This window comes from Pseudomonas sp. LAMO17WK12:I10 (genome assembly GCF_900215185.1).
Classification (GTDB): domain Bacteria; phylum Pseudomonadota; class Gammaproteobacteria; order Pseudomonadales; family Pseudomonadaceae; genus Aquipseudomonas; species Aquipseudomonas chlororaphis.
This window is the reverse complement of the sequence record NZ_OBDX01000017.1, coordinates 113,270-134,695: the sequence shown is the minus strand read 5'-3', so window position 1 is coordinate 134,695 and position 21,426 is coordinate 113,270. Positions and strand designations below refer to the sequence as shown.

18 protein-coding genes are annotated in these 21,426 nt (G+C 60.2%); 14 read left to right on the top strand and 4 right to left on the bottom strand.

The genetic code is table 11. The features are described from left to right. Window positions 1-65: 65 nt before the first annotated feature. Window positions 66-2,474, bottom strand: coding sequence for a DNA translocase FtsK (ftsK, locus tag CRO75_RS19060; RefSeq protein ID WP_009044578.1), 2,409 nt, complete (start codon window positions 2,472-2,474; stop codon window positions 66-68). 317 nt (window positions 2,475-2,791) lie between these two features. Between ftsK and trxB the strand changes: the two genes are divergently transcribed. The 4 genes from trxB (at window position 2,792) to infA (ending at window position 5,578) form a co-directional block, all read left to right on the top strand. Continuing rightward, entirely contained in the window at window positions 2,792-3,742 is a 951-nt protein-coding gene (gene trxB, locus CRO75_RS19055; protein ID WP_007929218.1) for a thioredoxin-disulfide reductase, read from the top strand. A gap of 71 nt (window positions 3,743-3,813) precedes the next feature. Beyond that, window positions 3,814-4,494, top strand: a complete 681-nt coding sequence (aat, locus tag CRO75_RS19050; RefSeq protein ID WP_097137488.1) for a leucyl/phenylalanyl-tRNA--protein transferase — start codon at window positions 3,814-3,816, stop codon at window positions 4,492-4,494. A gap of 57 nt (window positions 4,495-4,551) precedes the next feature. Continuing rightward, window positions 4,552-5,259, top strand: coding sequence for an arginyltransferase (locus tag CRO75_RS19045; protein ID WP_007929216.1), 708 nt, complete (start codon window positions 4,552-4,554; stop codon window positions 5,257-5,259). Window positions 5,260-5,359: 100 nt separating this feature from the next. Then, window positions 5,360-5,578, top strand: coding sequence for a translation initiation factor IF-1 (gene infA / locus CRO75_RS19040; RefSeq protein ID WP_002553999.1), 219 nt, complete (start codon window positions 5,360-5,362; stop codon window positions 5,576-5,578). 123 nt (window positions 5,579-5,701) lie between these two features. Here the strand turns inward: infA and clpA are convergent, their stop codons facing one another. Both clpA and clpS read right to left on the bottom strand, forming a co-directional pair. Then, complete coding sequence (gene clpA / locus CRO75_RS19035; RefSeq protein WP_007929214.1) at window positions 5,702-7,972, bottom strand: ATP-dependent Clp protease ATP-binding subunit ClpA; 2,271 nt, start codon at window positions 7,970-7,972, stop codon at window positions 5,702-5,704. A 29-nt stretch (window positions 7,973-8,001) separates the two neighbouring features. Further along, complete coding sequence (gene clpS, locus CRO75_RS19030) at window positions 8,002-8,364, bottom strand: ATP-dependent Clp protease adapter ClpS (protein WP_009044582.1); 363 nt, start codon at window positions 8,362-8,364, stop codon at window positions 8,002-8,004. A 226-nt stretch (window positions 8,365-8,590) separates the two neighbouring features. On the opposite strand from clpS, the gene cspD reads away from it, so the two are divergent. After that, on the top strand, window positions 8,591-8,848 hold the full coding sequence (gene cspD, locus CRO75_RS19025; RefSeq protein WP_009044583.1) for a cold shock domain-containing protein CspD: 258 nt from the start codon (window positions 8,591-8,593) through the stop codon (window positions 8,846-8,848). 90 nt (window positions 8,849-8,938) lie between these two features. Here cspD and icd read toward each other — a convergent pair whose 3' ends face one another. Next, a complete protein-coding gene (gene icd / locus CRO75_RS19020) occupies window positions 8,939-10,195 on the bottom strand; it encodes an NADP-dependent isocitrate dehydrogenase (RefSeq protein ID WP_007929208.1) in 1,257 nt (418 codons plus the stop codon). A gap of 505 nt (window positions 10,196-10,700) precedes the next feature. Here icd and CRO75_RS19010 point away from each other — a divergent pair. The 9 genes from CRO75_RS19010 to aceA all read left to right on the top strand — a co-directional run bounded on the left by CRO75_RS19010 (window position 10,701) and on the right by aceA (window position 21,352). Then, window positions 10,701-12,926, top strand: a complete 2,226-nt coding sequence (locus CRO75_RS19010; protein WP_097137486.1) for an NADP-dependent isocitrate dehydrogenase — start codon at window positions 10,701-10,703, stop codon at window positions 12,924-12,926. 209 nt (window positions 12,927-13,135) lie between these two features. Further along, the gene (locus tag CRO75_RS19005) at window positions 13,136-13,582 is read left to right on the top strand and encodes an NUDIX hydrolase (protein WP_097137484.1); all 447 of its coding nucleotides are present in this window, start codon (window positions 13,136-13,138) and stop codon (window positions 13,580-13,582) included. 71 nt (window positions 13,583-13,653) lie between these two features. Continuing rightward, window positions 13,654-14,778: a tRNA 2-thiouridine(34) synthase MnmA gene (mnmA, locus tag CRO75_RS19000; protein WP_009044586.1), complete on the top strand. Its 1,125-nt coding sequence runs from the start codon at window positions 13,654-13,656 to the stop codon at window positions 14,776-14,778. Beyond that, entirely contained in the window at window positions 14,775-15,398 is a 624-nt protein-coding gene (gene hflD / locus CRO75_RS18995) for a high frequency lysogenization protein HflD (protein ID WP_007929193.1), read from the top strand. The genes mnmA and hflD overlap by 4 nt, the downstream gene beginning before the upstream one ends. Before the next feature lie 126 nt (window positions 15,399-15,524). Next, the gene (gene purB / locus CRO75_RS18990; protein ID WP_007929192.1) at window positions 15,525-16,895 is read left to right on the top strand and encodes an adenylosuccinate lyase; all 1,371 of its coding nucleotides are present in this window, start codon (window positions 15,525-15,527) and stop codon (window positions 16,893-16,895) included. Window positions 16,896-16,977: 82 nt separating this feature from the next. Then, the gene (locus CRO75_RS18985; RefSeq protein WP_009044587.1) at window positions 16,978-18,144 is read left to right on the top strand and encodes a cupin domain-containing protein; all 1,167 of its coding nucleotides are present in this window, start codon (window positions 16,978-16,980) and stop codon (window positions 18,142-18,144) included. Further along, on the top strand, window positions 18,137-18,562 hold the full coding sequence (locus CRO75_RS18980; RefSeq protein WP_097137481.1) for a GNAT family N-acetyltransferase: 426 nt from the start codon (window positions 18,137-18,139) through the stop codon (window positions 18,560-18,562). Before CRO75_RS18985 ends, CRO75_RS18980 begins: the two co-directional genes overlap by 8 nt. Window positions 18,563-18,758: 196 nt before the next feature. After that, entirely contained in the window at window positions 18,759-19,514 is a 756-nt protein-coding gene (locus tag CRO75_RS18975) for a secretin N-terminal domain-containing protein (protein WP_097137479.1), read from the top strand. Window positions 19,515-20,026: 512 nt separating this feature from the next. Then, window positions 20,027-21,352 (top strand): isocitrate lyase, encoded by a 1,326-nt coding sequence (gene aceA / locus CRO75_RS18970; RefSeq protein WP_007929188.1) that lies wholly within the window; start codon window positions 20,027-20,029, stop codon window positions 21,350-21,352. The last annotated feature ends 74 nt before the right edge of the window (window positions 21,353-21,426 follow it).

Sequence of the window (21,426 nt, the reverse complement as noted above, 5' to 3'; positions counted from 1 at the left end):
GGGAGTCCTCATTAGATTCGTGGAAAAAACCGACGGCGCTGGGGCGCGCCGCCTGTGTCGGGTCATTAGTCGCGCATCGGACCCGGCGCTATCACTTCGCGCGAGCCGTTGGTGTTCATGGCGGTCACCACACCGGCCATTTCCATGGCTTCGATCATGCGGGCCGCGCGGTTGTAGCCGATCTTGAGCTTGCGCTGAACCGCGGAGATCGATGCCCGGCGGCTCTCGAGGACGAACTGCACCGCTTCGTCGTACAGCGCGTCGGTCTCGGCGTCGTCACCGTCACCGCCGCCGCTGCCGCCGTCGAAGCCGCTACCGGCTTCTTCGACACCGTTGAGGATGTCGTCGTTGTACTCCGGCGCGCCACGCAGTTTCCAGGCCTCCACCACACGGTGCACCTCATCGTCGGAGACGAAGGCGCCGTGGACGCGAATCGGCAGGCTGGTGCCCGGCGGCATATAGAGCATGTCACCGTGCCCCAGCAGTTGTTCAGCGCCGCCCTGGTCGATGATGGTCCGCGAGTCGATCTTGCTCGATACCTGGAACGCCATGCGGGTCGGGATGTTGGCCTTGATCAGGCCGGTGATCACGTCCACCGACGGACGCTGGGTCGCCAGGATCAGGTGGATCCCCGCGGCACGGGCCTTCTGGGCGATCCGCGCGATCAGTTCTTCGACCTTCTTGCCGACGATCATCATCATGTCGGCGAATTCGTCGACCACCACGACGATGGTCGGCAGCTTGGTCAGCAGCGGCGCTTCGTCGTGGATGCTTTCGCGGTTGTACAGTGGGTCGGTCAGCGGCGTACCGGCTTCGATCGCTTCTTTAACCTTGGCGTTGAAGCCCGACAGGTTACGCACGCCCATCTTCGCCATCAGCTTGTAGCGCCGCTCCATCTCGGCCACGCTCCAGCGCAGGGCGTTGGCGGCGTCCTTCATGTCGGTCACCACCGGGCACAGCAGGTGCGGGATGCCTTCGTAGATCGACAGCTCGAGCATTTTCGGGTCGATCATGATCAGCTTGGCGTCTTCCGGGCCGGACTTGAACAGGATCGACAGGATCATCGCGTTCACACCCACCGACTTACCGGAACCGGTGGTACCGGCCACCAGCAGGTGAGGCATCTTGGCCAGGTCGGTGATGATCGGCTTGCCGCCGATATCATGGCCCAGGGCCAGGGTGACCGGGGATTTGAAGTTGTCGTATTCCGGGGTCGACAGCACTTCGGAGAAGCGCACGATCTGCCGGTCTTCGTTGGGAATCTCGATACCCACCGTGGTCTTGCCGGGAATCACTTCCACCACCCGCACGCTGGTCACCGCCAGCGAACGCGCCAGGTCCTTGGCCAGGTTGGCGATACGACTGACTTTCACACCGGCGGCCGGCTGGATTTCGTAACGGGTAATCACCGGGCCCGGGTGGATGGAGTCCACCGACACTTCGACCCCGAACTCCTTGAGCTTGATTTCCAGCAGATGGCCGACGGCGGCCAGCGACTCGGGGGAGTAGTTGAGTTGTTTCTTTTCCGCCGGATCGAGAATAGAGATAGGCGGCAAGGTGCCTTCAACCGCGCTGTCGATGAACAGCGGGACCTGTTTCTCTTTCTGCACGCGCTTGCTTGGCTCGGGCGCTTTGACCGGGGCCGGGGCAATCACCGGCGGGACCTGTTTCTCACGGTCGGACATGTGCTTGCTCAGGGCCTGCTCGCGCTCGATCAGGCGCTCCTTGACCTTGGCCTGCTCACGCTTGTCGGTCACGGTCGGAGCAACCACTTCATCGACCCGGGCATCCACTTCACGCAATTGGGCGACCAGTTGCTTGCGTTCGGTACGCGCCGCCCACCAGCGGTTGGCGGCGCCCTGGAACAGTTCGAACAGGTCGAGGGTGATCTTGCCGGTCACATCCATGACCTTGAACCAGGAAAGATCGGTAAAAACGGTCAGGCCGAACAGGAACAGCGCGATAAACATCAGGGTACTGCCCTGGATATTCAGCGCGTTCTTGGCCAGGTCGCCCAGGCTTTCACCCAGCGCCCCGCCTGCGCCAGCCGGCAGGCCGGTCGCCGCGTGGAAATGGATATGCGCCAACGCGGCACCGGATAGCACCAGGAACACCAGGCCGATCAAACGCCAGGAAAACAGCCAGCCGCTCCACTGCCACGGCTCATGGCGCTGACGGAAGATCTGATAAGTCTTGATCGCCAATAACAACGGGAAGATATAGGCGAAGTAACCCAATACCATAAACAGGATATCGGCGCTGTAAGAACCGGCGGGACCACCGAAGTTCTGTACATCTTCGATCTTGCTGTTATGACTCCAGCCCGGATCGTCCTTGCCATAGGTCAGCAATGCCATCATCAGGAACAGGCACAAGGCCCCAATGGCGATCAACGCACCTTCCTTGAGGCGGTAGTGCAATTGCTGGCGCCAGAGTGGGACTACTGTTTTAGGTGCTGCGGTGGATTTCTTCAAAACGCGTCTTTTCCTGCGCCATGGGCGCGTCCAACTGTTGATCGACTAAAAAATACTGCCCAATCCAGGCAGGTAAAAAAGTTGACGAGCGTAACTGGGGCTACTTTTAACATTCTGCCCACGCATTGCGAAACTGTAAGAGCTGCCGCGTGCAATACCGATGTATTCCACATAGGGATACAAACCCGCATTGTACGGGTTTGTAAGCGCCGTGCCACGCTGCTCAATACTGGGTGTAGCATAATCAGGAACACTTTACGCAGTATTCAATTTGAGCATGCATTCTCTTTTGTGACAAAGGCTTATGAGGTGTTTTTATGACCGAAGCGAAGCATTCACGCCTGATCATTCTGGGCTCCGGCCCTGCCGGTTACAGCGCTGCCGTTTATGCCGCCCGCGCCAACCTCAAACCGACCGTCATCACCGGCCTGCAAGCGGGCGGCCAGTTGACCACCACCGTCGAGGTCGACAACTGGCCTGGCGATGTCGAAGGCCTGACCGGCCCGGTGCTGATGGAGCGCATGCAAAAACACGCTGAACGCTTCGACACCGAGATCGTCTACGACCACATCCATACCGCGGAGTTGCAGCAGCGACCCTTTATCCTCAAGGGCGACAGCGGCACCTATAGTTGCGACGCACTGATCATCGCCACGGGCGCATCGGCCCAGTACCTGGGCCTGCCCTCCGAAGAAACCTTCGCCGGCAAGGGTGTATCCGCCTGCGCTACCTGTGACGGCTTTTTCTATCGCAATCAGGTGGTTGCCGTGATCGGCGGCGGCAACACCGCCGTGGAGGAAGCCCTGTACCTCTCCAACATCGCCAAAGAGGTTCACCTGGTGCACCGGCGCGACAAGCTGCGCGCGGAGAAAATCCTCCAGGACAAGCTGTTCGACAAAGCCGCCAAGGGCAATATCCGCCTGCACTGGAACCAGAATCTCGATGAGGTGCTGGGCGATGCCAGCGGCGTCACTGGCGCCCGACTGCGCGACAGCCTGACCGGAGAGACCCAGGAACTCGCGCTGGCCGGCGTATTCATCGCTATCGGTCACAAGCCCAATACGGATCTGTTCAAGGGCCAGCTGGAAATGCGCGATGGCTATCTGCTGGTCAAGGGTGGCAGCGAAGGCGACGCCACGGCCACCGGCATCCCGGGCGTGTTCGCCGCGGGCGACGTGGCCGACCATGTGTACCGCCAGGCCGTCACTTCCGCGGGCGCGGGCTGCATGGCGGCCCTCGATGCAGAGAAATTCCTCGACGACAACTGACCTCCCGACCTACGCTTGCGGTGGGCCTTGGAGGTCCGCCACCGCCCTCCCCTTCCGCAAGTCTGAATGCCATGCTGACCTGGTTACAACGCAACACCTTCGACTTTCCCCCGCTGGAAAAGGCCCTGCGCGACCCCAACGGCTTGTTGGCCGCCGGCGGCGACCTGTCAGCCGACCGGCTGATCCAGGCCTATCGCCACGGCTGCTTTCCCTGGTTTTCCGAAGGCCAGCCCATCCTCTGGTGGTCACCCGACCCACGCACCGTGTTATTTCCAGACGAACTGCATGTATCCCACAGCCTGGGCAAGCTGCTGCGCCAGCAACGCTACCAGGTCACCTTCGATCAGGATTTTGCCGCGGTCATCAGCGCCTGCGCGGCGCCACGCCCTTATGCCGACGGCACCTGGATCACCGAATCGATGCAGGATGCCTACCTTGAACTGCACAAGCGCGGTTATGCCCATTCGGTCGAAGTCTGGGATCAGGGTTTGCTGGTGGGCGGGCTGTATGGGCTAGCAATGGGCCAGCTGTTTTTCGGCGAATCGATGTTCAGTCGGGCCGACAATGCGTCGAAATTCGGCTTCGTCACGCTGGTCCAACATTTACGGACATGGGGCTTCGCCCTGATCGACTGCCAGATGCCCACCGACCACTTGCACAGCCTGGGCGCCCGCGCCATCCCCCGCCAGGAGTTCGCCGGCTATCTGCGGCGCCATCTGGACCAGCCCAGCCGCGCCATATGGGTTTCCTAGGCGGGTTTTGCCGGTGTGGCTTACACTTAATTCAAAGCTAATCCCGAGGGTTGATTCATGACCGAGTTGGCGCGTTTGAAGTTTTATGCCACTCAGCCCCACTCTTGCAGCTACCTGCCCGAAGAACAGGCGACCACGCTGTTCCTCGATCCTAGTCAGCCCATGGATGTGCATGTCTACGCAGATCTGTCGGAAATGGGCTTTCGCCGCAGTGGCGACCACCTGTACCGGCCGCATTGCCAAAACTGCAATGCCTGTGTTCCGGCACGCATTCCTGCCGCGCAGTTTGTACCCAATCGTCAGCAAAAACGTATTCTCAAACGCAATGCCGACCTGAAAGTCCAGCCTGTCAAACCGGGGTTCAGCGAAGAGTATTTCGACCTTTATCAGCGTTATATCGAGCAACGCCACGCCGATGGCGACATGTACCCACCCAGCCGAGATCAGTTCTCGACCTTTCTGGTTCGCGATCTGCCCTTCTCCAGGTTCTACGAGTTCCGCCTCGATGGGCGCCTGCTCGCCGTGGCCGTCACCGATCTGCTGCCCAATGGCCTTTCCGCGGTCTATACCTTCTACGAACCCGATGAAGAGCGCCGCAGCCTCGGTCGCTACGCCATTCTGTGGCAGATCGGCGAAGCCTTGCGCCTGGGCCTGGACGCGGTCTACCTCGGATACTGGATCAAAAACTGCAAAAAGATGAACTACAAGACCCAATATCGGCCCATTGAGCTGCTGATTAACCAGAGATGGGTCATCCTGAACTAGAAGCCCTTGGCTTGAACCCCACTTTTCGGGCACAATGCACGCCGCTTTTGCCTGGCGCAGTTGCACCGGGCCATTCATTGGACACCGAGGGCTTTACTGCATGTCGAAAGAAGACAGCTTCGAAATGGAAGGCACTGTCGTCGACACCCTGCCCAACACCATGTTTCGTGTGGAGTTGGAAAATGGGCACGTCGTAACCGCGCATATCTCCGGCAAGATGCGCAAGAACTACATTCGTATTCTTACCGGTGACAAAGTGCGCGTCGAACTGACGCCCTATGACTTGAGCAAAGGGCGCATCACTTACCGCGCTCGCTAAGCAAGTCAATACAAGACGCCCGGCCCATGCCGGGCGTTTTTTGTTTACCTGCGATTTACTCTGTCTGCCTACAGAACAGATATAAAAAAGGCGCCTTGCGGCGCCTTTTTTTATTGCGGCCGGTCAGGCCATTTCTGCGGTGGTCTCGAACTCGAAGGTCAGCTCGCCATCCTTGATGTCGATGTGTACCACACCGCCATGTTCGGCCAGTTCGCCAAAGAGTATCTCCTCCGCCAGCGGACGCTTGATCTTGTCCTGGATCAGGCGCGCCATAGGACGAGCACCCATGGTCACATCGTAACCACCAGCCGCCAGCCAGCTGCGGGCCGCATCGGTGACTTCCAGCTGAACGCGCTTGTCCTCCAGCTGCGCCTGCAGTTCGGTAAGGAACTTGTCCACCACGCTCTTGATAACCTCATGACTGAGGCGACCAAACTGAATAATGGTGTCCAGACGGTTACGGAATTCCGGCGTGAAGCTCTTCTTGATCACTTCCATGGCATCGGAAGAGTGATCCTGATGAGTGAACCCGATGGAAGCCCGCGCCGCGGTCTCGGCACCTGCGTTGGTGGTCATGATCACGATCACGTTGCGGAAATCCGCCTTGCGCCCGTTGTTATCGGTCAAGGTACCGTGGTCCATCACCTGCAGCAGCAGGTTGAAGACTTCCGGGTGGGCCTTTTCGATTTCATCGAGCAGCAATACGCAGTGAGGCTGCTTGGTAATCGCTTCGGTCAGCAAACCGCCCTGGTCGAAACCGACATAACCCGGAGGCGCACCGATCAGACGCGATACGGTGTGACGCTCCATGTACTCGGACATGTCGAAACGCACCAGTTCGATACCCAGCGCCTTAGCCAACTGCCGCGCGGCTTCGGTCTTACCGACACCGGTAGGCCCGGCGAACAGGAACGAACCGACGGGCTTGTCTGGCGATTTCAGGCCGGCACGGGACAGCTTGATCGCGGTCGACAGCGAGTCGATCGCCGCATCCTGGCCGAACACCGTCAACTTCAGGTCGCGCTCGAGGTTACGCAGCAGCTCCTTGTCGGAACTGGTGACGTGTTTCGGCGGAATCCGCGCGATTTTCGCCACGATATCCTCGACCTGAGCCACCTCTATGCGTTTTACGCGCTTGTCGACAGGCTGCAGACGCTGATAGGCGCCCGCCTCGTCAATCACGTCGATCGCCTTGTCGGGCATATGCCGGTCATTGATATAACGCGACGCCAGTTCGGCAGCGGCGCGCAATGCCTCATCGCTGTACTCGATACTGTGGTGCAGCTCGAAACGCCCCTTGAGGCCGCGCAGAATGCCGATGGTGTCCTCTACCGAAGGCTCGGACACATCGACCTTCTGGAAACGACGAGCCAAGGCCCGGTCCTTCTCGAAAATCCCACGGAATTCCTGGAAGGTGGTCGAACCGATGCAACGGATGTCACCCGAAGAAAGCAGCGGTTTGAGCAGGTTCGAGGCATCCATCACCCCACCGGACGCCGCACCGGCGCCAATGATGGTGTGAATCTCGTCGATGAACAGGATCGCCTGCGGACGTTTCTTCAACTCGCCCAGCAACGCCTTGAAGCGCTTCTCGAAATCACCGCGGTATTTGGTACCCGCCAGCAACGCGCCGAGATCCAGGGAGTACACCACGCTACTGGCCAACAGGTCAGGCACCTGACTGTCGACGATGCGCTTGGCCAGACCTTCGGCGATGGCCGTTTTACCGACCCCGGCCTCGCCCACCAGCAGCGGATTGTTCTTGCGCCGACGCGCAAGAATCTGCGCCACACGCTCGACTTCCTGCTCACGACCGACCAACGGGTCGATACGCCCCTGGCGCGCCAGCTCATTGAGATTGCTGGCATAAGCATCCAGCGGATTACCTGAAGAGGAAGACTCACCGCCTTCATCGTCCTGCATATCCTGCTCACCTTCGGAATGATCGCCATGCCCCGGCACCTTGGAGATGCCATGGGCGATGTAGTTGACGACATCGATGCGGGCAACGCTCTGCTGTTTCAGCAGGAACACCGCCTGACTCTCTTGCTCACTGAAGATTGCAACCAGCACATTGGCGCCGGTCACTTCGCGCTTGCCCGAGCTCTGCACATGGAAGACAGCACGTTGCAGCACACGCTGGAAGCCCAGGGTTGGCTGGGTTTCGCGATCCTCGTCGTGCACGGGAATCAGCGGCGTGGTGGAGTCGATGAACTCCTGCAGGTCGTGCTTGAGTTTGTCGAGGTTTGCTCCGCAGGCACGCAAAACGGTGGCGGCGGCCTCATTATCCAAAAGAGCCAACAAGAGGTGCTCGACGGTCATGAACTCATGACGCTTCGAACGAGCCTCTTTGAAGGCGAGATTGAGGGTGACTTCGAGCTCGCGGTTTAACATAGCTTCACCTCATACCCAAGTGGTCGGCGTTAACCGTCCTTCTCGATTTCACAGAGTAGCGGATGCTGGCTTTCCCTGGCGTACTGGTTGACCTGCATGGCCTTGGTCTCGGCGATGTCGCGGGTAAACAATCCACATACTGCCCGTCCTTCTGTATGAACGGCCAGCATTACCTTGGTCGCCAGCTCGCGATTCAGGTTAAAAAACACCTCGAGCACTTCGACGACGAAATCCATCGGTGTGTAGTCATCATTGAACAAAACCACCTTGTACATCGGCGGAGCCTGCAACGTCGGCTTAGCTTCCTGTACAGCCAAGCCAGCGGAATCGTCGTCTTGGAAATCCGGGCGATCCTGATTGAATGTTAGTCGAATCTGGCTGATTGCATGCATGGAAAGAAAGGTTCGTTAGTTGAGCAAATACAGTGGTGGGGGCGCTCCAGGGGGATTTCAACTCCGACCGCCGGGTCACCTTGACTATCGGCAAAACGGTGTTACAACCAATAGAGCCCACATTGGGTAATAAAGGTCCGTGCCGTCAATCCTATATTTTCGGATTCCGGTACGGATGAACTGGATGATACTCCAGTGATGGAGTCTGTTGCAGAGGGATATGAGCATGGCAAGCGGCAAGGTCAAGTGGTTCAACAACGCCAAGGGTTATGGCTTCATTAATGAGGAGGGTAAAAGCGATGACCTTTTCGCCCACTACTCGGCCATCGAGATGGAAGGCTACAAAACCTTGAAAGCCGGCCAGGCCGTGAGCTTTGAGATCACTCAAGGACCCAAGGGCCTGCACGCCGTGAAAATCCAATCCATCAAGACCCAGAACACCCCCGCCGCAGCCCCCTCCTACCAGGAAACGGCCCTGAGCTGAAAATCTTCAGCATCCAGTCATAAAAAACAGTCATAAAAAAACGGCCGGTTCAATTGATTGAACCGGCCGTTTCATTTGGAGCGTGTCAATTTACATGTGAGAGATCAGCGCATCGCCGAACGCCGAAGACGACAACAGCGTGGCGCCTTCCATCAGGCGCTCGAAGTCGTAGGTCACGGTCTTGGCACCAATGGCGCCGTTGGTGCCCTTGATGATCAGGTCGGCCGCTTCGGTCCAGCCCATGTGACGCAGCATCATTTCCGCGGACAGGATCAGCGAACCCGGGTTCACCTGGTCCTTGCCCGCGTACTTCGGCGCCGTACCGTGGGTCGCCTCGAACATGGCCACGGTGTCGGACAGGTTGGCGCCCGGAGCGATGCCGATCCCGCCCACTTCAGCCGCCAGCGCGTCGGACAGGTAGTCACCGTTCAGGTTAAGGGTCGCAATCACGTCATATTCGGCCGGACGCAGCAGGATCTGCTGGAGCATCGCATCGGCGATGGCGTCCTTGACGATCACGTTCTTGCCGGTTTTCGGGTTCTTGAACTGCATCCACGGGCCGCCATCGAGCAGCGTCGCGCCGAACTCCTCCGCCGCCACTTCATAGGCCCACTCTTTGAAGGCACCTTCGGTGAACTTCATGATGTTGCCTTTATGCACGATAGTCAGCGAATCGCGATCGTTGTCGACCACATATTGCAGCGCTTTGCGCGCCAGACGCTTGGTGCCCTGCAGGGAAACCGGCTTGACGCCGATACCGCAGTTTTCGTCGAAACGGATCTTGGTGACACCCATTTCTTCTTTGAGGAACTTGATGACCTTGGTGGCTTCGGCGGAGCCGGCCTTCCATTCGATACCGGCGTAAATGTCTTCCGAGTTCTCACGGAAAATGGTCATGTCGACATCGCCAGGCTTCTTCACCGGGCTCGGCACGCCTTCGAACCAGCGCACCGGGCGCAGGCACACATACAGGTCAAGCTGCTGACGCAGGGCCACGTTCAGGGAACGGATACCGCCACCTACCGGAGTGGTCAGCGGGCCCTTGATGGAAACCACGTAATCCTTGACTGCGTCCAGGGTTTCCTGAGGGAGCCAGGTGTCCTGGTCGTACACTTGAGTTGCTTTCTCGCCGGCATAGACTTCCATCCAGGAGATTTTGCGCTCGCCGCCGTAGGCCTTCTTAACAGCAGCATCGACAACCTTGATCATGACCGGGCTGATATCAACGCCAATACCATCGCCTTCGATGAAAGGGATAATCGGGTTGTTAGGAACATTGAGAGAATGGTCTGCGTTGACGGTGATTTTGTCGCCGACTGCTGGAACCTGAATCTTCTTGTATCCCATGCTGAACTCCGTTGTGTGGATTGAACATCTGGCTGCGTTCGAGCGTACCCCAGTTGAATCTGCACGGGAACCTCATGTTCCGTTCATCTGCCGTGAAGGCTGCGCAGTTCGTGGCCTACAAGCCTGAAAGCAAAGGGAAAAGCGCCAAACTTGAGCACTGCGGAGGACTCTACGCCGCCACCCCGCCTGCGACCTTTAGACCAATGGACGAGATCGGTTGCATATGAACCGCCGGCGTTTTGCCAGCTACCTATGTATAATGCCGCCGCTGACCATAGGGTCACGACGGCTGAGCGCTCTGCTACTGGAAAAAAGAAGCCGAGACTTTCCGCCCAAAGCCGGGTTGTTACCGCAGCCCACCCGCTTGACGCTCGACTGATGCACCCAACATCACCGCGAAGAAACCTCGACATTCGGTTCACGGATGACTTTGAACGAACGCGCTTACCCGGCGCCCCCTCGAGTTTCTGCGCACGCTTTAGCAAAGAAGAGAGTTAATCCGAATATGCCCACCCGCTCGAAGATCATCTATACCTTCACCGACGAAGCCCCCGCCCTCGCCACCTACTCGCTGCTCCCTATCGTCGAAGCCTTCACCGCTTCCGCTGATATTGCCGTGGAAACCCGCGACATCTCTCTCGCAGGGCGTATTCTTGCCAGCTTCCCGGAGCTGCTGGGCGACAAAGCCGTACCAGACCACCTGGCCGAGCTGGGCGACCTGGCCGTAACGCCTGAAGCCAACATCATCAAGCTGCCGAACATCAGTGCTTCGGCACCGCAGCTTCAGGCCGCGATCAAAGAGCTGCAAGCCAAGGGCTATGCCCTGCCGGACTACCCGGAAACCGTGACCAGCGACGCCGACAAAGACGCCAAGGCGCGCTACGACAAGGTCAAGGGCAGCGCCGTGAACCCGGTTCTGCGTGAAGGCAACTCCGACCGCCGCGCTCCGCTGTCGGTCAAGAACTACGCGCGCAAGCACCCGCACAAAATGGGCGCCTGGGCCAAAGACTCCAAGTCCCACGTTGCTCACATGAGCCAGGGCGATTTCTACGGCAGCGAAAAAGCCGCCCTGATCGACGCCCAGGACACCGTGAAGATCGAGCTGATCGCTCAAGACGGTCGCGCTACCGTCCTGAAGGAAAAAACCGCCGTACAAGCCGGCGAGATCCTCGATTGCGCAGTCATGAGCAAAAAGGCCCTGCGGGCTTTCGTTGCCGCCGAGATCGAAGATGCCAAGAAGCAAGGCGTACTGCTGTCGGTGCACCTGAAAGCCACCATGATGAAGGTTTCCGACCCGATCATGTTCGGCCAGATCGTTGCAGAGTTCTATCAGGACGCCCTGAGCAAGCACGCCGACGTGCTGAGCCAGATCGGCTTCAACCTGAACAACGGCATCGGCGACCTGTACGCCCGCATCAAGGCCCTGCCCGCGGAGCAGCAAGCGCAGATCGAAGCTGACATCCAGGCCGTCTACGCCGTGCGCCCTGCCCTGGCCATGGTCAACTCCGACAAAGGCATCACCAACCTGCACGTGCCGAGCGACGTGATCGTCGACGCCTCGATGCCAGCCATGATCCGTGACTCCGGCAAGATGTGGGGCACCGACGGCCAGTTGCACGACACCAAGGCACTGATCCCGGATCGCTGCTACGCCACCATCTACCAGGCCGTGATCGAAGACTGCAAGGCCAACGGCGCCTTCGACCCGACCACCATGGGCAGCGTGCCGAACGTTGGCCTGATGGCGAAGAAAGCCGAAGAGTACGGCTCCCACGACAAGACCTTCCAGATCAAGGCTGACGGCGTCGTTCGCGTCACCGACAGCAAGGGCAACCTGCTGCTGGAACAGGCCGTCGAAGCCGGCGACATCTTCCGCATGTGCCAGACCAAGGACGCGCCGATCCAGGACTGGGTCAAACTGGCCGTCAACCGCGCTCGCGCCAGCAGCACGCCAGCGATTTTCTGGCTGGACCCGATGCGCGCCCACGACGGCGTGATGATCGAGAAGGTCCAGGCTTACCTGAAGGATCACGACACCGCCGGCCTGGACATCCGCGTGATGTCGCCAGTCGATGCCATGAAGTTCACCCTGGCCCGCACCCGCGAAGGCAAGGACACCATCTCCGTCACCGGCAACGTGCTGCGCGACTACCTGACCGACCTGTTCCCGATCATGGAACTGGGCACCAGCGCCAAGATGCTGTCGATCGTGCCGCTGATGAACGGTGGCGGCCTGTTCGAAACCGGCGCCGGCGGTTCGGCTCCGAAGCACGTACAACAGCTGCTGGAAGAAAACTTCCTGCGCTGGGATTCCCTGGGTGAGTTCCTGGCCTTGGCCGCTTCCCTGGAGCACCTAGGCAACACTTACAACAACCCGAAAGCGCTGGTACTGGCCAAGACCCTCGACCAGGCAACCGGTCAGTTCCTGGACAACAACAAGTCGCCATCGCGCAAAGTCGGCAACATCGACAACCGCGGCAGCCACTTCTACCTGGCGCTGTACTGGGCCCAGGCCCTGGCCACCCAGACTGAAGATACCGCCCTGCAAGCGCAGTTCAGCACCCTGGCCAAGACCCTGACCGAGAACGAAGCGACCATCGTCGCCGAACTCAACGGCGTTCAAGGCAAGCCAGTGGACATCGGCGGCTACTACAGCGCCAACCCTGAGCTGGTGAGCAAGGCCATGCGCCCAAGCGCCACCCTCAACGCGGCTATCGCTGCGCTGGTTTAAGCAACACCGCTGTCATGCAAACCCCGGCCAAGTGCCGGGGTTTGTGCTTTTTTGGACAACACCTTCCCTGTAGGAGCGAAGCTTGCTCGCGATGAAAGCAGCACGTTTCGCCTGACTCACCGCAGCGCCCCTATCGCGAGCAAGCTTCGCTCCTAGCCAGGGCCGTATTCACTTTATGATGACCACCCACTCAAGACGGAGCTTTATATATGGAATGGCAACCCCACATCACCGTCGCCACCATCGTTGAGGATCAGGGGCGCTTCCTGTTCGTCGAGGAGCTCCAGGGCGACCAGGCGGTGTTCAACCAGCCCGCCGGACACCTGGACCCGGACGAAAGCCTGCTCCAGGCAGCCATTCGTGAAACCCTGGAAGAAACCGGCTGGGACATCGAGCTGACCGGCGTGGTCGGCATCTACCTGTACACCGCCCCCAGCAATGGCGTGACCTACCAACGCATCTGCTTTGCCGGCAAACCGCTCAGGCACCACCCTGACTATCAATTGGACGACGGCATCATCGGCCCGCGCTGGCTGAGCCGCAACGAACTGCTGGCCTTGCGCCCGCAATGGCGCAGCGAGCTGATTATCCGCTGCGTCGACGACTATCTGGCCGGGCAACTGCACAGCCTCGAACTGATCCGTCCGTCGCTTTAACCGCAGTTTTAGCCTTGCAGGCCTCAGCCTGTTAGAATCGCGTCCTTTTTCAAGACACCCGTTGAATTCCTATGCGTGATCCAGCCCCTTCTGACACCCAAAAGAAGCGCGTCATCGTCGGCATGTCCGGCGGCGTGGACTCTTCCGTTTCCGCCCTCCTGCTGATGGAGCAGGGTTATCAGGTGGAAGGCCTGTTCATGAAGAACTGGGAGGAAGACGACGGAACCGAGTACTGCACCGCCATGGACGACCTCGCGGACGCCCAGGCCGTGTGCGACAAGATCGGCATCAAGCTGCACACCGCCAACTTCGCCGCCGAGTACTGGGACAATGTGTTCGAGCACTTCCTGGCCGAATACAAGGCCGGCCGCACGCCGAACCCGGACATCCTGTGCAACCGTGAAATCAAGTTCAAGGCGTTCCTCGACTACGCCATGATGCTCGGCGCCGACCTGATCGCCACCGGCCACTATGTGCGCCGCCGCGACATCGACGGGCGCACCGAACTGCTCAAGGGCCTGGATCCGAACAAGGATCAGAGCTACTTCCTGCACGCCGTTGGCGGCGAACAGATCGCCAAGACCCTGTTTCCGGTAGGCGAGCTGGAAAAACCCGAAGTCCGTGCGATCGCCGAGAAACACGACCTGGCCACCGCCAAGAAGAAGGACTCCACCGGTATCTGCTTTATCGGTGAACGGCGTTTCAGCGACTTTCTCAAGCAATACCTGCCGGCCCAGCCCGGCGAGATCAAGACCACCGAAGGCGAAGTGATCGGCCGCCACCACGGCCTGATGTACCACACCATCGGCCAGCGCCAGGGCCTGGGCATCGGTGGCCTCAAGGACGCCGGCGATGAGCCGTGGTACGTGTTGATCAAGGACCTGGAACACAACGAGCTGATCGTTGGCCAGGGCAACGATCACCCATGGCTGTTCTCCCGCGCCCTGCTCGCCTCCGACATCTATTGGGTCAACCCGATCGACCTGAGCCAGCCGCGCCGCCTCACCGCGAAAGTGCGCTATCGCCAGAGCGACCAGCCTTGCACCCTGGAAAAGACCGCCAGCGGCTACCGCGCCACCTTCGATGACCCGCAACGCGCGGTCACCCCCGGCCAATCCGTAGTCTTCTATGACGGCGAAATCTGTCTGGGCGGCGGCGTGATCGAAGTCGCAGAGCCCTGGAGCAGCAAGGCATGAGCCCGACCCAGGAGCAACTGACGGCATTGGGCGGCGTGTTTCTCGCCGCCGTGCTGGTGGACAAGATCGCCAAGACCGGCCAGGTCACCGAAGCAGCCTTGAGCTGCATGCTTGGCAGCCTGCTGATCCGCGACCCGAAAGACACCCTGGAAGTCTACGGTGGCGATGACATCAACCTGCGTGAAGGTTATCGCGCCCTGATCGGCGCCCTGGAACGCGACCCCAGCACCCTGCAGCGCGAGCCATTGCGCTACGCCCTGTCGATGCTCGGCCTGGAGCGCCAGCTGGCCAAGCGCGACGACCTGCTGGAAATCATCGGCAAGCGCCTGCCGCAGATTCAGTCCCAGGTCGAACATTTCGGCCCGGCCCACGAAAACGTGGTTGCCGCTTGCGGCTCGCTGTACCAGGACACCCTGAGCACCTTGCGCCAGCGGATCCAGGTGCATGGCGACATGCGCAACCTGCAGCAGCCGAGCAATGCCTCGAAGATCCGCGCCCTGCTGCTGGCCGGCATCCGTTCGGCGCGGCTGTGGCGCCAGCTGGGCGGCCACCGCTGGCAGCTGGTGATCAGCCGCCGCAAACTGCTCAAAGAGCTTTATCCGCTGATGCGCAGCAGCTGAACTGCGCCCGCAAGACCTTTTGTAGTCAGTAACGCGTAAGACGCTGGTCAGTTGGCAACGGACCGGCGGATATTTTCATGTATGATACGCGCCCCATTTCGTTGCCCGACTGTCCGAGAACACCCCATGCAGCTCTCTTCGCTCACTGCGGTTTCCCCTGTTGACGGCCGCTACGCCGGCAAAACCCAGGCCCTGCGCCCCATTTTCAGCGAATACGGCCTGATCCGTGCTCGTGTCCTGGTCGAAGTGCGCTGGCTCCAGCGCCTGGCCGCCCATTCCGCCATCAGCGAAGTGCCAGCGTTTTCCGCTGAGGCCAACGCTGTACTGAACACTCTGGCGGAAAATTTCTCTCTGGAGCACGCCGAGCGTGTCAAAGAGATCGAACGCACCACCAACCACGACGTCAAGGCCATCGAGTACCTGCTCAAGGAACAGGCCGCCAAGCTGCCTGAACTGGCCAACGTCAGCGAATTCATCCACTTCGCCTGCACCAGCGAGGACATCAACAACTTGTCCCACGCCCTGATGCTGCGCGAAGGCCGCGACGAAGTGATGCTGCCGCTGATGCGTCAGACCGCCGGGGCTATCCGCGAACTGGCCCTGCGCTTCGCCGACGTGCCAATGCTGTCGCGTACCCACGGCCAGCCGGCCTCGCCGACCACCCTGGGCAAAGAACTGGCGAACGTGGTGTACCGCCTGGAGCGCCAGATCGCTCAGGTCGCCGCCGTGCCACTGCTGGGCAAGATCAACGGCGCCGTGGGCAACTACAACGCGCACCTGTCGGCCTACCCGGAAATCGACTGGGAAGCCAACGCCCGCGCCTTCATCGAAGACGAACTGGGCCTGAGCTTCAACCCGTACACCACACAGATCGAGCCGCACGACTACATCGCCGAGCTGTTCGACGCCATCGCCCGCTTCAACACCATCCTGATCGACTTCGATCGCGATATCTGGGGCTACATCTCCCTGGGCTACTTCAAGCAGCGCACCATCGCCGGCGAAATCGGTTCCTCGACCATGCCGCACAAGGTCAACCCGATCGACTTCGAAAACTCCGAAGGCAACCTGGGTATCGCCAATGCGCTGTTCCAGCACCTGGCGAGCAAACTGCCGATCTCCCGCTGGCAGCGCGACCTGACCGACTCCACCGTCCTGCGTAACCTGGGCGTCGGTTTCGCCCACAGCGTGATCGCTTACGAAGCCAGCCTCAAAGGCATCAGCAAGCTGGAACTCAACGCCCAGAAGATCGCCGAAGACCTGGACGCCTGCTGGGAAGTCCTGGCCGAGCCGATCCAGACCGTGATGCGCCGCTACAACATCGAAAACCCGTACGAGAAACTCAAGGAACTGACGCGCGGCAAGGGCATCAGCCCTGAAGCACTGCAGACCTTCATCGACGCGTTGGAAATGCCCGAAGCGGCCAAGGCCGAGCTGAAGAAGCTCACCCCGGCCAGCTACATCGGCAATGCCGCGGCCCAAGCCAAACGCATCTGATCGATGGCAAGACCTTTGACGCCCGGCAGCGCCGGGCGTTTTTATTCCCGTATGAAAAGTGCACTTTTTCAATAGGTTACACATGAATCCTGACATTCCTCTTCAACTTCTGGGCGGCATCAGCGCACGGGAATTCCTGCGTGACTACTGGCAGAAAAAGCCCCTGCTGATCCGTCAGGCCCTGCCCGACTTCGAAAGCCCGATCGACGCCGACGAACTGGCCGGCCTGGCGCTGGAAGAAGAGGTCGAATCGCGCCTGGTCATCGAGCATGGCGAACGCCCCTGGGAACTGCGCCGCGGCCCGTTCGCCGAAGACGAGTTCAGCAAGTTGCCGGAGCGTGACTGGACCCTGCTGGTCCAGGCCGTCGACCAGTTCGTGCCGGAAGTCGCCGAACTGCTGGAGCATTTCCGTTTCCTGCCGAGCTGGCGCATCGATGACGTGATGATCAGCTTCGCCGCTCCCGGCGGTAACGTCGGCCCGCACTTCGACAACTACGACGTGTTCCTGCTGCAAGGCCACGGCAAGCGCAACTGGAAGATCGGCCAGATGTGCGACGCAGAAAGCCCGCTGCTGCAGCACGCGGACCTGCGCATCCTCGCTGAATTCGAAGAAACCGAAAGCTGGGTCCTGGAACCCGGTGACATGCTTTACCTGCCACCGCGTCTGGCCCACTACGGCGTCGCGGTGAACGACTGCATGACCTACTCCGTAGGCTTCCGCGCCCCGAGCGCCGCCGAAGTGCTGACCCACTTCACCGACTTCCTCAGCCAGTACCTGCCGGATGAAGAGCGCTATACCGACGCCGACGTGCAACCTGTCAGCGATCCACACCAGATCCAGCACGACGCCCTCGATCGCCTCAAGGGCCTGCTGGCTGAGCACATGAGCGACGAGCGCATGCTGCTGACCTGGTTCGGCCAGTTCATGACCGAGCCGCGCTACCCGGAACTGGTGGTCGGCCCCGAGCTGGAAGAAGAAGACCTGCTCGGCAGCCTCGAACAGGGCGCCATCCTGATCCGCAACCCGAGCGCGCGCCTGGCCTGGTCCGAAGTCGACGACGACCTGCTGCTGTTCGCCAGCGGCCAGAGCCGCTACCTGCCGGGCAAGCTGCGCGAACTGCTGAAGATGATTTGCGCCGCCGACGCGCTGCACCTCGACAACCTCGGCCCATGGCTGGCGGACGAGGATGGACGCAGCCTGCTGTGCGAACTGGTCAAGCAAGGAAGCCTGGGATTTGCCGATGAATAAGATTCGCGTACGTGTCGCAGACTGGCAAAAGGATAACGCCGAGATCCGGCGCATTCGTGAAGCGGTGTTCATCATCGAGCAATCCGTCCCCCCTGAGCTGGAGTGGGACGCCGACGACGACAGCGCGGTGCATTTCCTCGCGCTCGAAGGCGACTTTCCGATCGGCACCGCACGCCTGCTGCCCGATGGGCAGATCGGCCGGGTATCGGTGCTCAAGGACTGGCGCGGCCTGAAGGTCGGCGATGCGCTGATGCAGGCAGTGATCGGCGAAGCCGAGAAGCGCGGCCTCAAGCAGCTGATGCTCAGCGCCCAGGTCCAGGCTACCGCCTTCTATGAGCGCCTGGGTTTCAGCATCGTCAGCGAGGAGTTCCTGGAAGCGGGCATTCCTCACGTCGACATGGTTCGCAGCAACGCCTGAGCAAGCCCCGCGCAGCAGCGAACCTGCTGACGATGTCCTGCCAGGCATCACAAAACGCCCCGGCCTCCCCGGATCCAGCAAGCTAAGCTGGCTCCTTGGAGGCCGGGGCGTTTTGCCATCGGCGATTCAACTTGCCCCACCGCAGGCCGACAAACTGTCAAACTCAAGGCTTCCACCCCTAGCGGAGATAACGGACATGTCCCTACGCACCCTGCTCACGACGCTGCTGCTGACTGCGAGCTTTTCAGTCACGGCCGCGACCGAGATCGTGCCCCTGAATAACCGCACCAGCGCCGACCTGCTGCCCGTCGCACAGAACTTCCTCAGCAAGGAAGGCCGGGTCAGCGCCTACGGCAACCAGCTGATCGTCAATGCGGAACCGGAGAAGATCGAGGAACTGCGCGCCTTCATCGCGCAACTGGATACCGCCGCCAAACGCTTGCTGATCACGGTCGACACCAACGAAAACAACACCCAGAACAACCAGGGTTATTCGGTCAACGGCACGCCACAAACCCGCATCATCAGCCGCAGCACCGTCAGCCGCGATGGCGGCATCCAGCAGATCCAGGCCAGCGAAGGCATACCGGCCCTGATCCAGGTCGGCCAGAGTGTGCCGTTGACCACCACCCAGACCGATCCTTACGGCCGCTTGCAGAACCAGACCCAGTATCGCAACGTCACCCAGGGCTTCTACGTTACGGCCAGCGTCACCGGCGAAACCGTCCACCTGAGCATCAGTACCAATCGTGACCGCATGAGCCAGGAACGTCCCGATGTAGTGAATGTGCAAAGTACCGACACAACTGTCAGCGGCCGTCTTGGCGAGTGGATCACCCTGGCCGGCGTCAATCGCCAGAACCAGGCCGACAAACAGGCTACAACCCGCAGCTACTCGACTCAGGGCCGGGATGACATGACCTTGCGAGTGAAAGTCGACGCCTTGGACTAAAGCACCGGAAACTGACTGATTAGTCGTATTAGACCAAAGATGTAGTGGTAGAAAAAAAGCACTACAAAACGTTTGACGAGGCAAAAAACCGAAGGCATGATGGCCTCGCTCCCGCTAATCAGGGGCCCTGGCAAGGGCCTTCGGATCGCCGCTCTAACCTACCCACCTGAGCCGATTCGTGTCTGTACCGCCCACAAGGTGTGTTTGACGAGATTGCGACTGGAACGAGGTTGTCCCGAGGGACGGAAGCTAACTAGGTAGATCGGCAACACACTGATGGTTCGTATGAAGGCCCACGACGCCCGAATGCGCCCGACAGCTGGCCCTCACCTGCTCACTTCCCCCTTGAGCCCATCGTTCAACCGTCGCCATCGCGCCATACCCGACTTGACCGCCTAAGCTTCTGGTCAGCGAGCAGCCAACTACGCACCCTTTGACCCTGCGTATCTGGCGAGTCGGAATTTTCCGCCCAAGAACGACTTTTCACACAAGACGCGACGAGGTTTATCTCCATGGCACTGACACGCGAACAGCAAATTGCAGCCCTTGAAAAAGACTGGGCTGAAAACCCGCGCTGGAAAGGCGTGACTCGCACTTATTCCGCTGCCGACGTTGTCCGTCTGCGTGGCTCGGTTCAACCTGAGCACACCCTGGCACGCATGGGCGCCGAGAAGCTCTGGAACCTGGTGACCCAGGGTGCCAAACCGTCCTTCCGTCCTGAGAAAGATTTCGTCAACTGCATGGGCGCCCTGACCGGCGGCCAGGCAGTGCAGCAAGTCAAAGCCGGCATCCAGGCGATCTACCTGTCGGGCTGGCAGGTTGCCGCGGACAACAACTCCGCCGAATCGATGTACCCGGACCAGTCGCTGTACCCAGTGGACTCCGTGCCAACCGTGGTCAAGCGCATCAACAACTCGTTCCGTCGCGCCGACCAGATCCAGTGGAAATCCGGCAAGAACCCGGGCGACGAAGGCTACATCGACTACTTCGCACCGATCGTGGCTGACGCCGAAGCCGGTTTCGGCGGCGTGCTGAACGCCTACGAGCTGATGAAAAGCATGATCGAAGCAGGCGCCGCTGGCGTTCACTTCGAAGACCAGCTGGCTTCCGTGAAGAAATGCGGCCACATGGGCGGCAAGGTACTGGTTCCGACCCAGGAAGCCGTGCAGAAGCTGACCGCTGCCCGCCTGGCGGCCGACGTTGCCGGCGTACCGACCATCATCCTGGCCCGTACCGACGCTAACGCCGCCGACCTGCTGACCTCCGACTGCGACCCGTACGACCAGCCGTTCGTGACCGGCACCCGCACCCAGGAAGGCTTCTATAAAGTGCGCGCCGGCCTCGACCAGGCCATCGCTCGCGGCCTGGCCTACGCGCCGTACGCCGACCTGATCTGGTGTGAAACCGCCAAGCCGGACCTGGACGAAGCCCGTCGCTTCGCCGAAGCGATCAAGAAGGAATACCCGGACCAGATCCTGTCGTACAACTGCTCGCCTTCCTTCAACTGGAAGAAGAACCTGGACGACGCGACCATCGCCAAGTTCCAGCGCGAACTGTCCGCCATGGGCTACAAGCACCAGTTCATTACCCTGGCCGGCATTCATAACATGTGGCACAGCATGTTCAACCTGGCGCACGACTACGCCCGCAACGACATGACCGCCTACGTGAAGCTGCAGGAGCAGGAATTCGCCGATGCCGCCAAGGGCTACACCTTCGTGGCTCACCAGCAGGAAGTGGGTACCGGCTACTTCGACGACATGACCACCGTGATCCAGGGCGGCTCGTCTTCGGTAACCGCACTGACCGGCTCCACCGAAGAAGAACAGTTCCACTGATTCGACTTCGCGCTGAAAAACGGCCATTGCAGACCCGGTAAAAGCTAACTGCAATGCCGCATATCTGACGCCCC

Coding starts and splice junctions, on each gene's coding strand:
- trxB (WP_007929218.1), top strand. CDS start 2,792: ATGACCGAAGCGAAGCATTCACGCCTGATCATTCTGGGCTCCGGCCCT.
- hflD (WP_007929193.1), top strand. CDS start 14,775: ATGAGCCCGACCCAGGAGCAACTGACGGCATTGGGCGGCGTGTTTCTC.
- CRO75_RS18985 (WP_009044587.1), top strand. CDS start 16,978: ATGAATCCTGACATTCCTCTTCAACTTCTGGGCGGCATCAGCGCACGG.
- CRO75_RS18975 (WP_097137479.1), top strand. CDS start 18,759: ATGTCCCTACGCACCCTGCTCACGACGCTGCTGCTGACTGCGAGCTTT.
- CRO75_RS19010 (WP_097137486.1), top strand. CDS start 10,701: ATGCCCACCCGCTCGAAGATCATCTATACCTTCACCGACGAAGCCCCC.
- aceA (WP_007929188.1), top strand. CDS start 20,027: ATGGCACTGACACGCGAACAGCAAATTGCAGCCCTTGAAAAAGACTGG.
- icd (WP_007929208.1), bottom strand. CDS start 10,195: ATGGGATACAAGAAGATTCAGGTTCCAGCAGTCGGCGACAAAATCACC.
- CRO75_RS18980 (WP_097137481.1), top strand. CDS start 18,137: ATGAATAAGATTCGCGTACGTGTCGCAGACTGGCAAAAGGATAACGCC.
- aat (WP_097137488.1), top strand. CDS start 3,814: ATGCTGACCTGGTTACAACGCAACACCTTCGACTTTCCCCCGCTGGAA.
- CRO75_RS19045 (WP_007929216.1), top strand. CDS start 4,552: ATGACCGAGTTGGCGCGTTTGAAGTTTTATGCCACTCAGCCCCACTCT.
- mnmA (WP_009044586.1), top strand. CDS start 13,654: ATGCGTGATCCAGCCCCTTCTGACACCCAAAAGAAGCGCGTCATCGTC.
- purB (WP_007929192.1), top strand. CDS start 15,525: ATGCAGCTCTCTTCGCTCACTGCGGTTTCCCCTGTTGACGGCCGCTAC.
- infA (WP_002553999.1), top strand. CDS start 5,360: ATGTCGAAAGAAGACAGCTTCGAAATGGAAGGCACTGTCGTCGACACC.
- CRO75_RS19005 (WP_097137484.1), top strand. CDS start 13,136: ATGGAATGGCAACCCCACATCACCGTCGCCACCATCGTTGAGGATCAG.
- clpS (WP_009044582.1), bottom strand. CDS start 8,364: ATGCATGCAATCAGCCAGATTCGACTAACATTCAATCAGGATCGCCCG.
- cspD (WP_009044583.1), top strand. CDS start 8,591: ATGGCAAGCGGCAAGGTCAAGTGGTTCAACAACGCCAAGGGTTATGGC.
- clpA (WP_007929214.1), bottom strand. CDS start 7,972: ATGTTAAACCGCGAGCTCGAAGTCACCCTCAATCTCGCCTTCAAAGAG.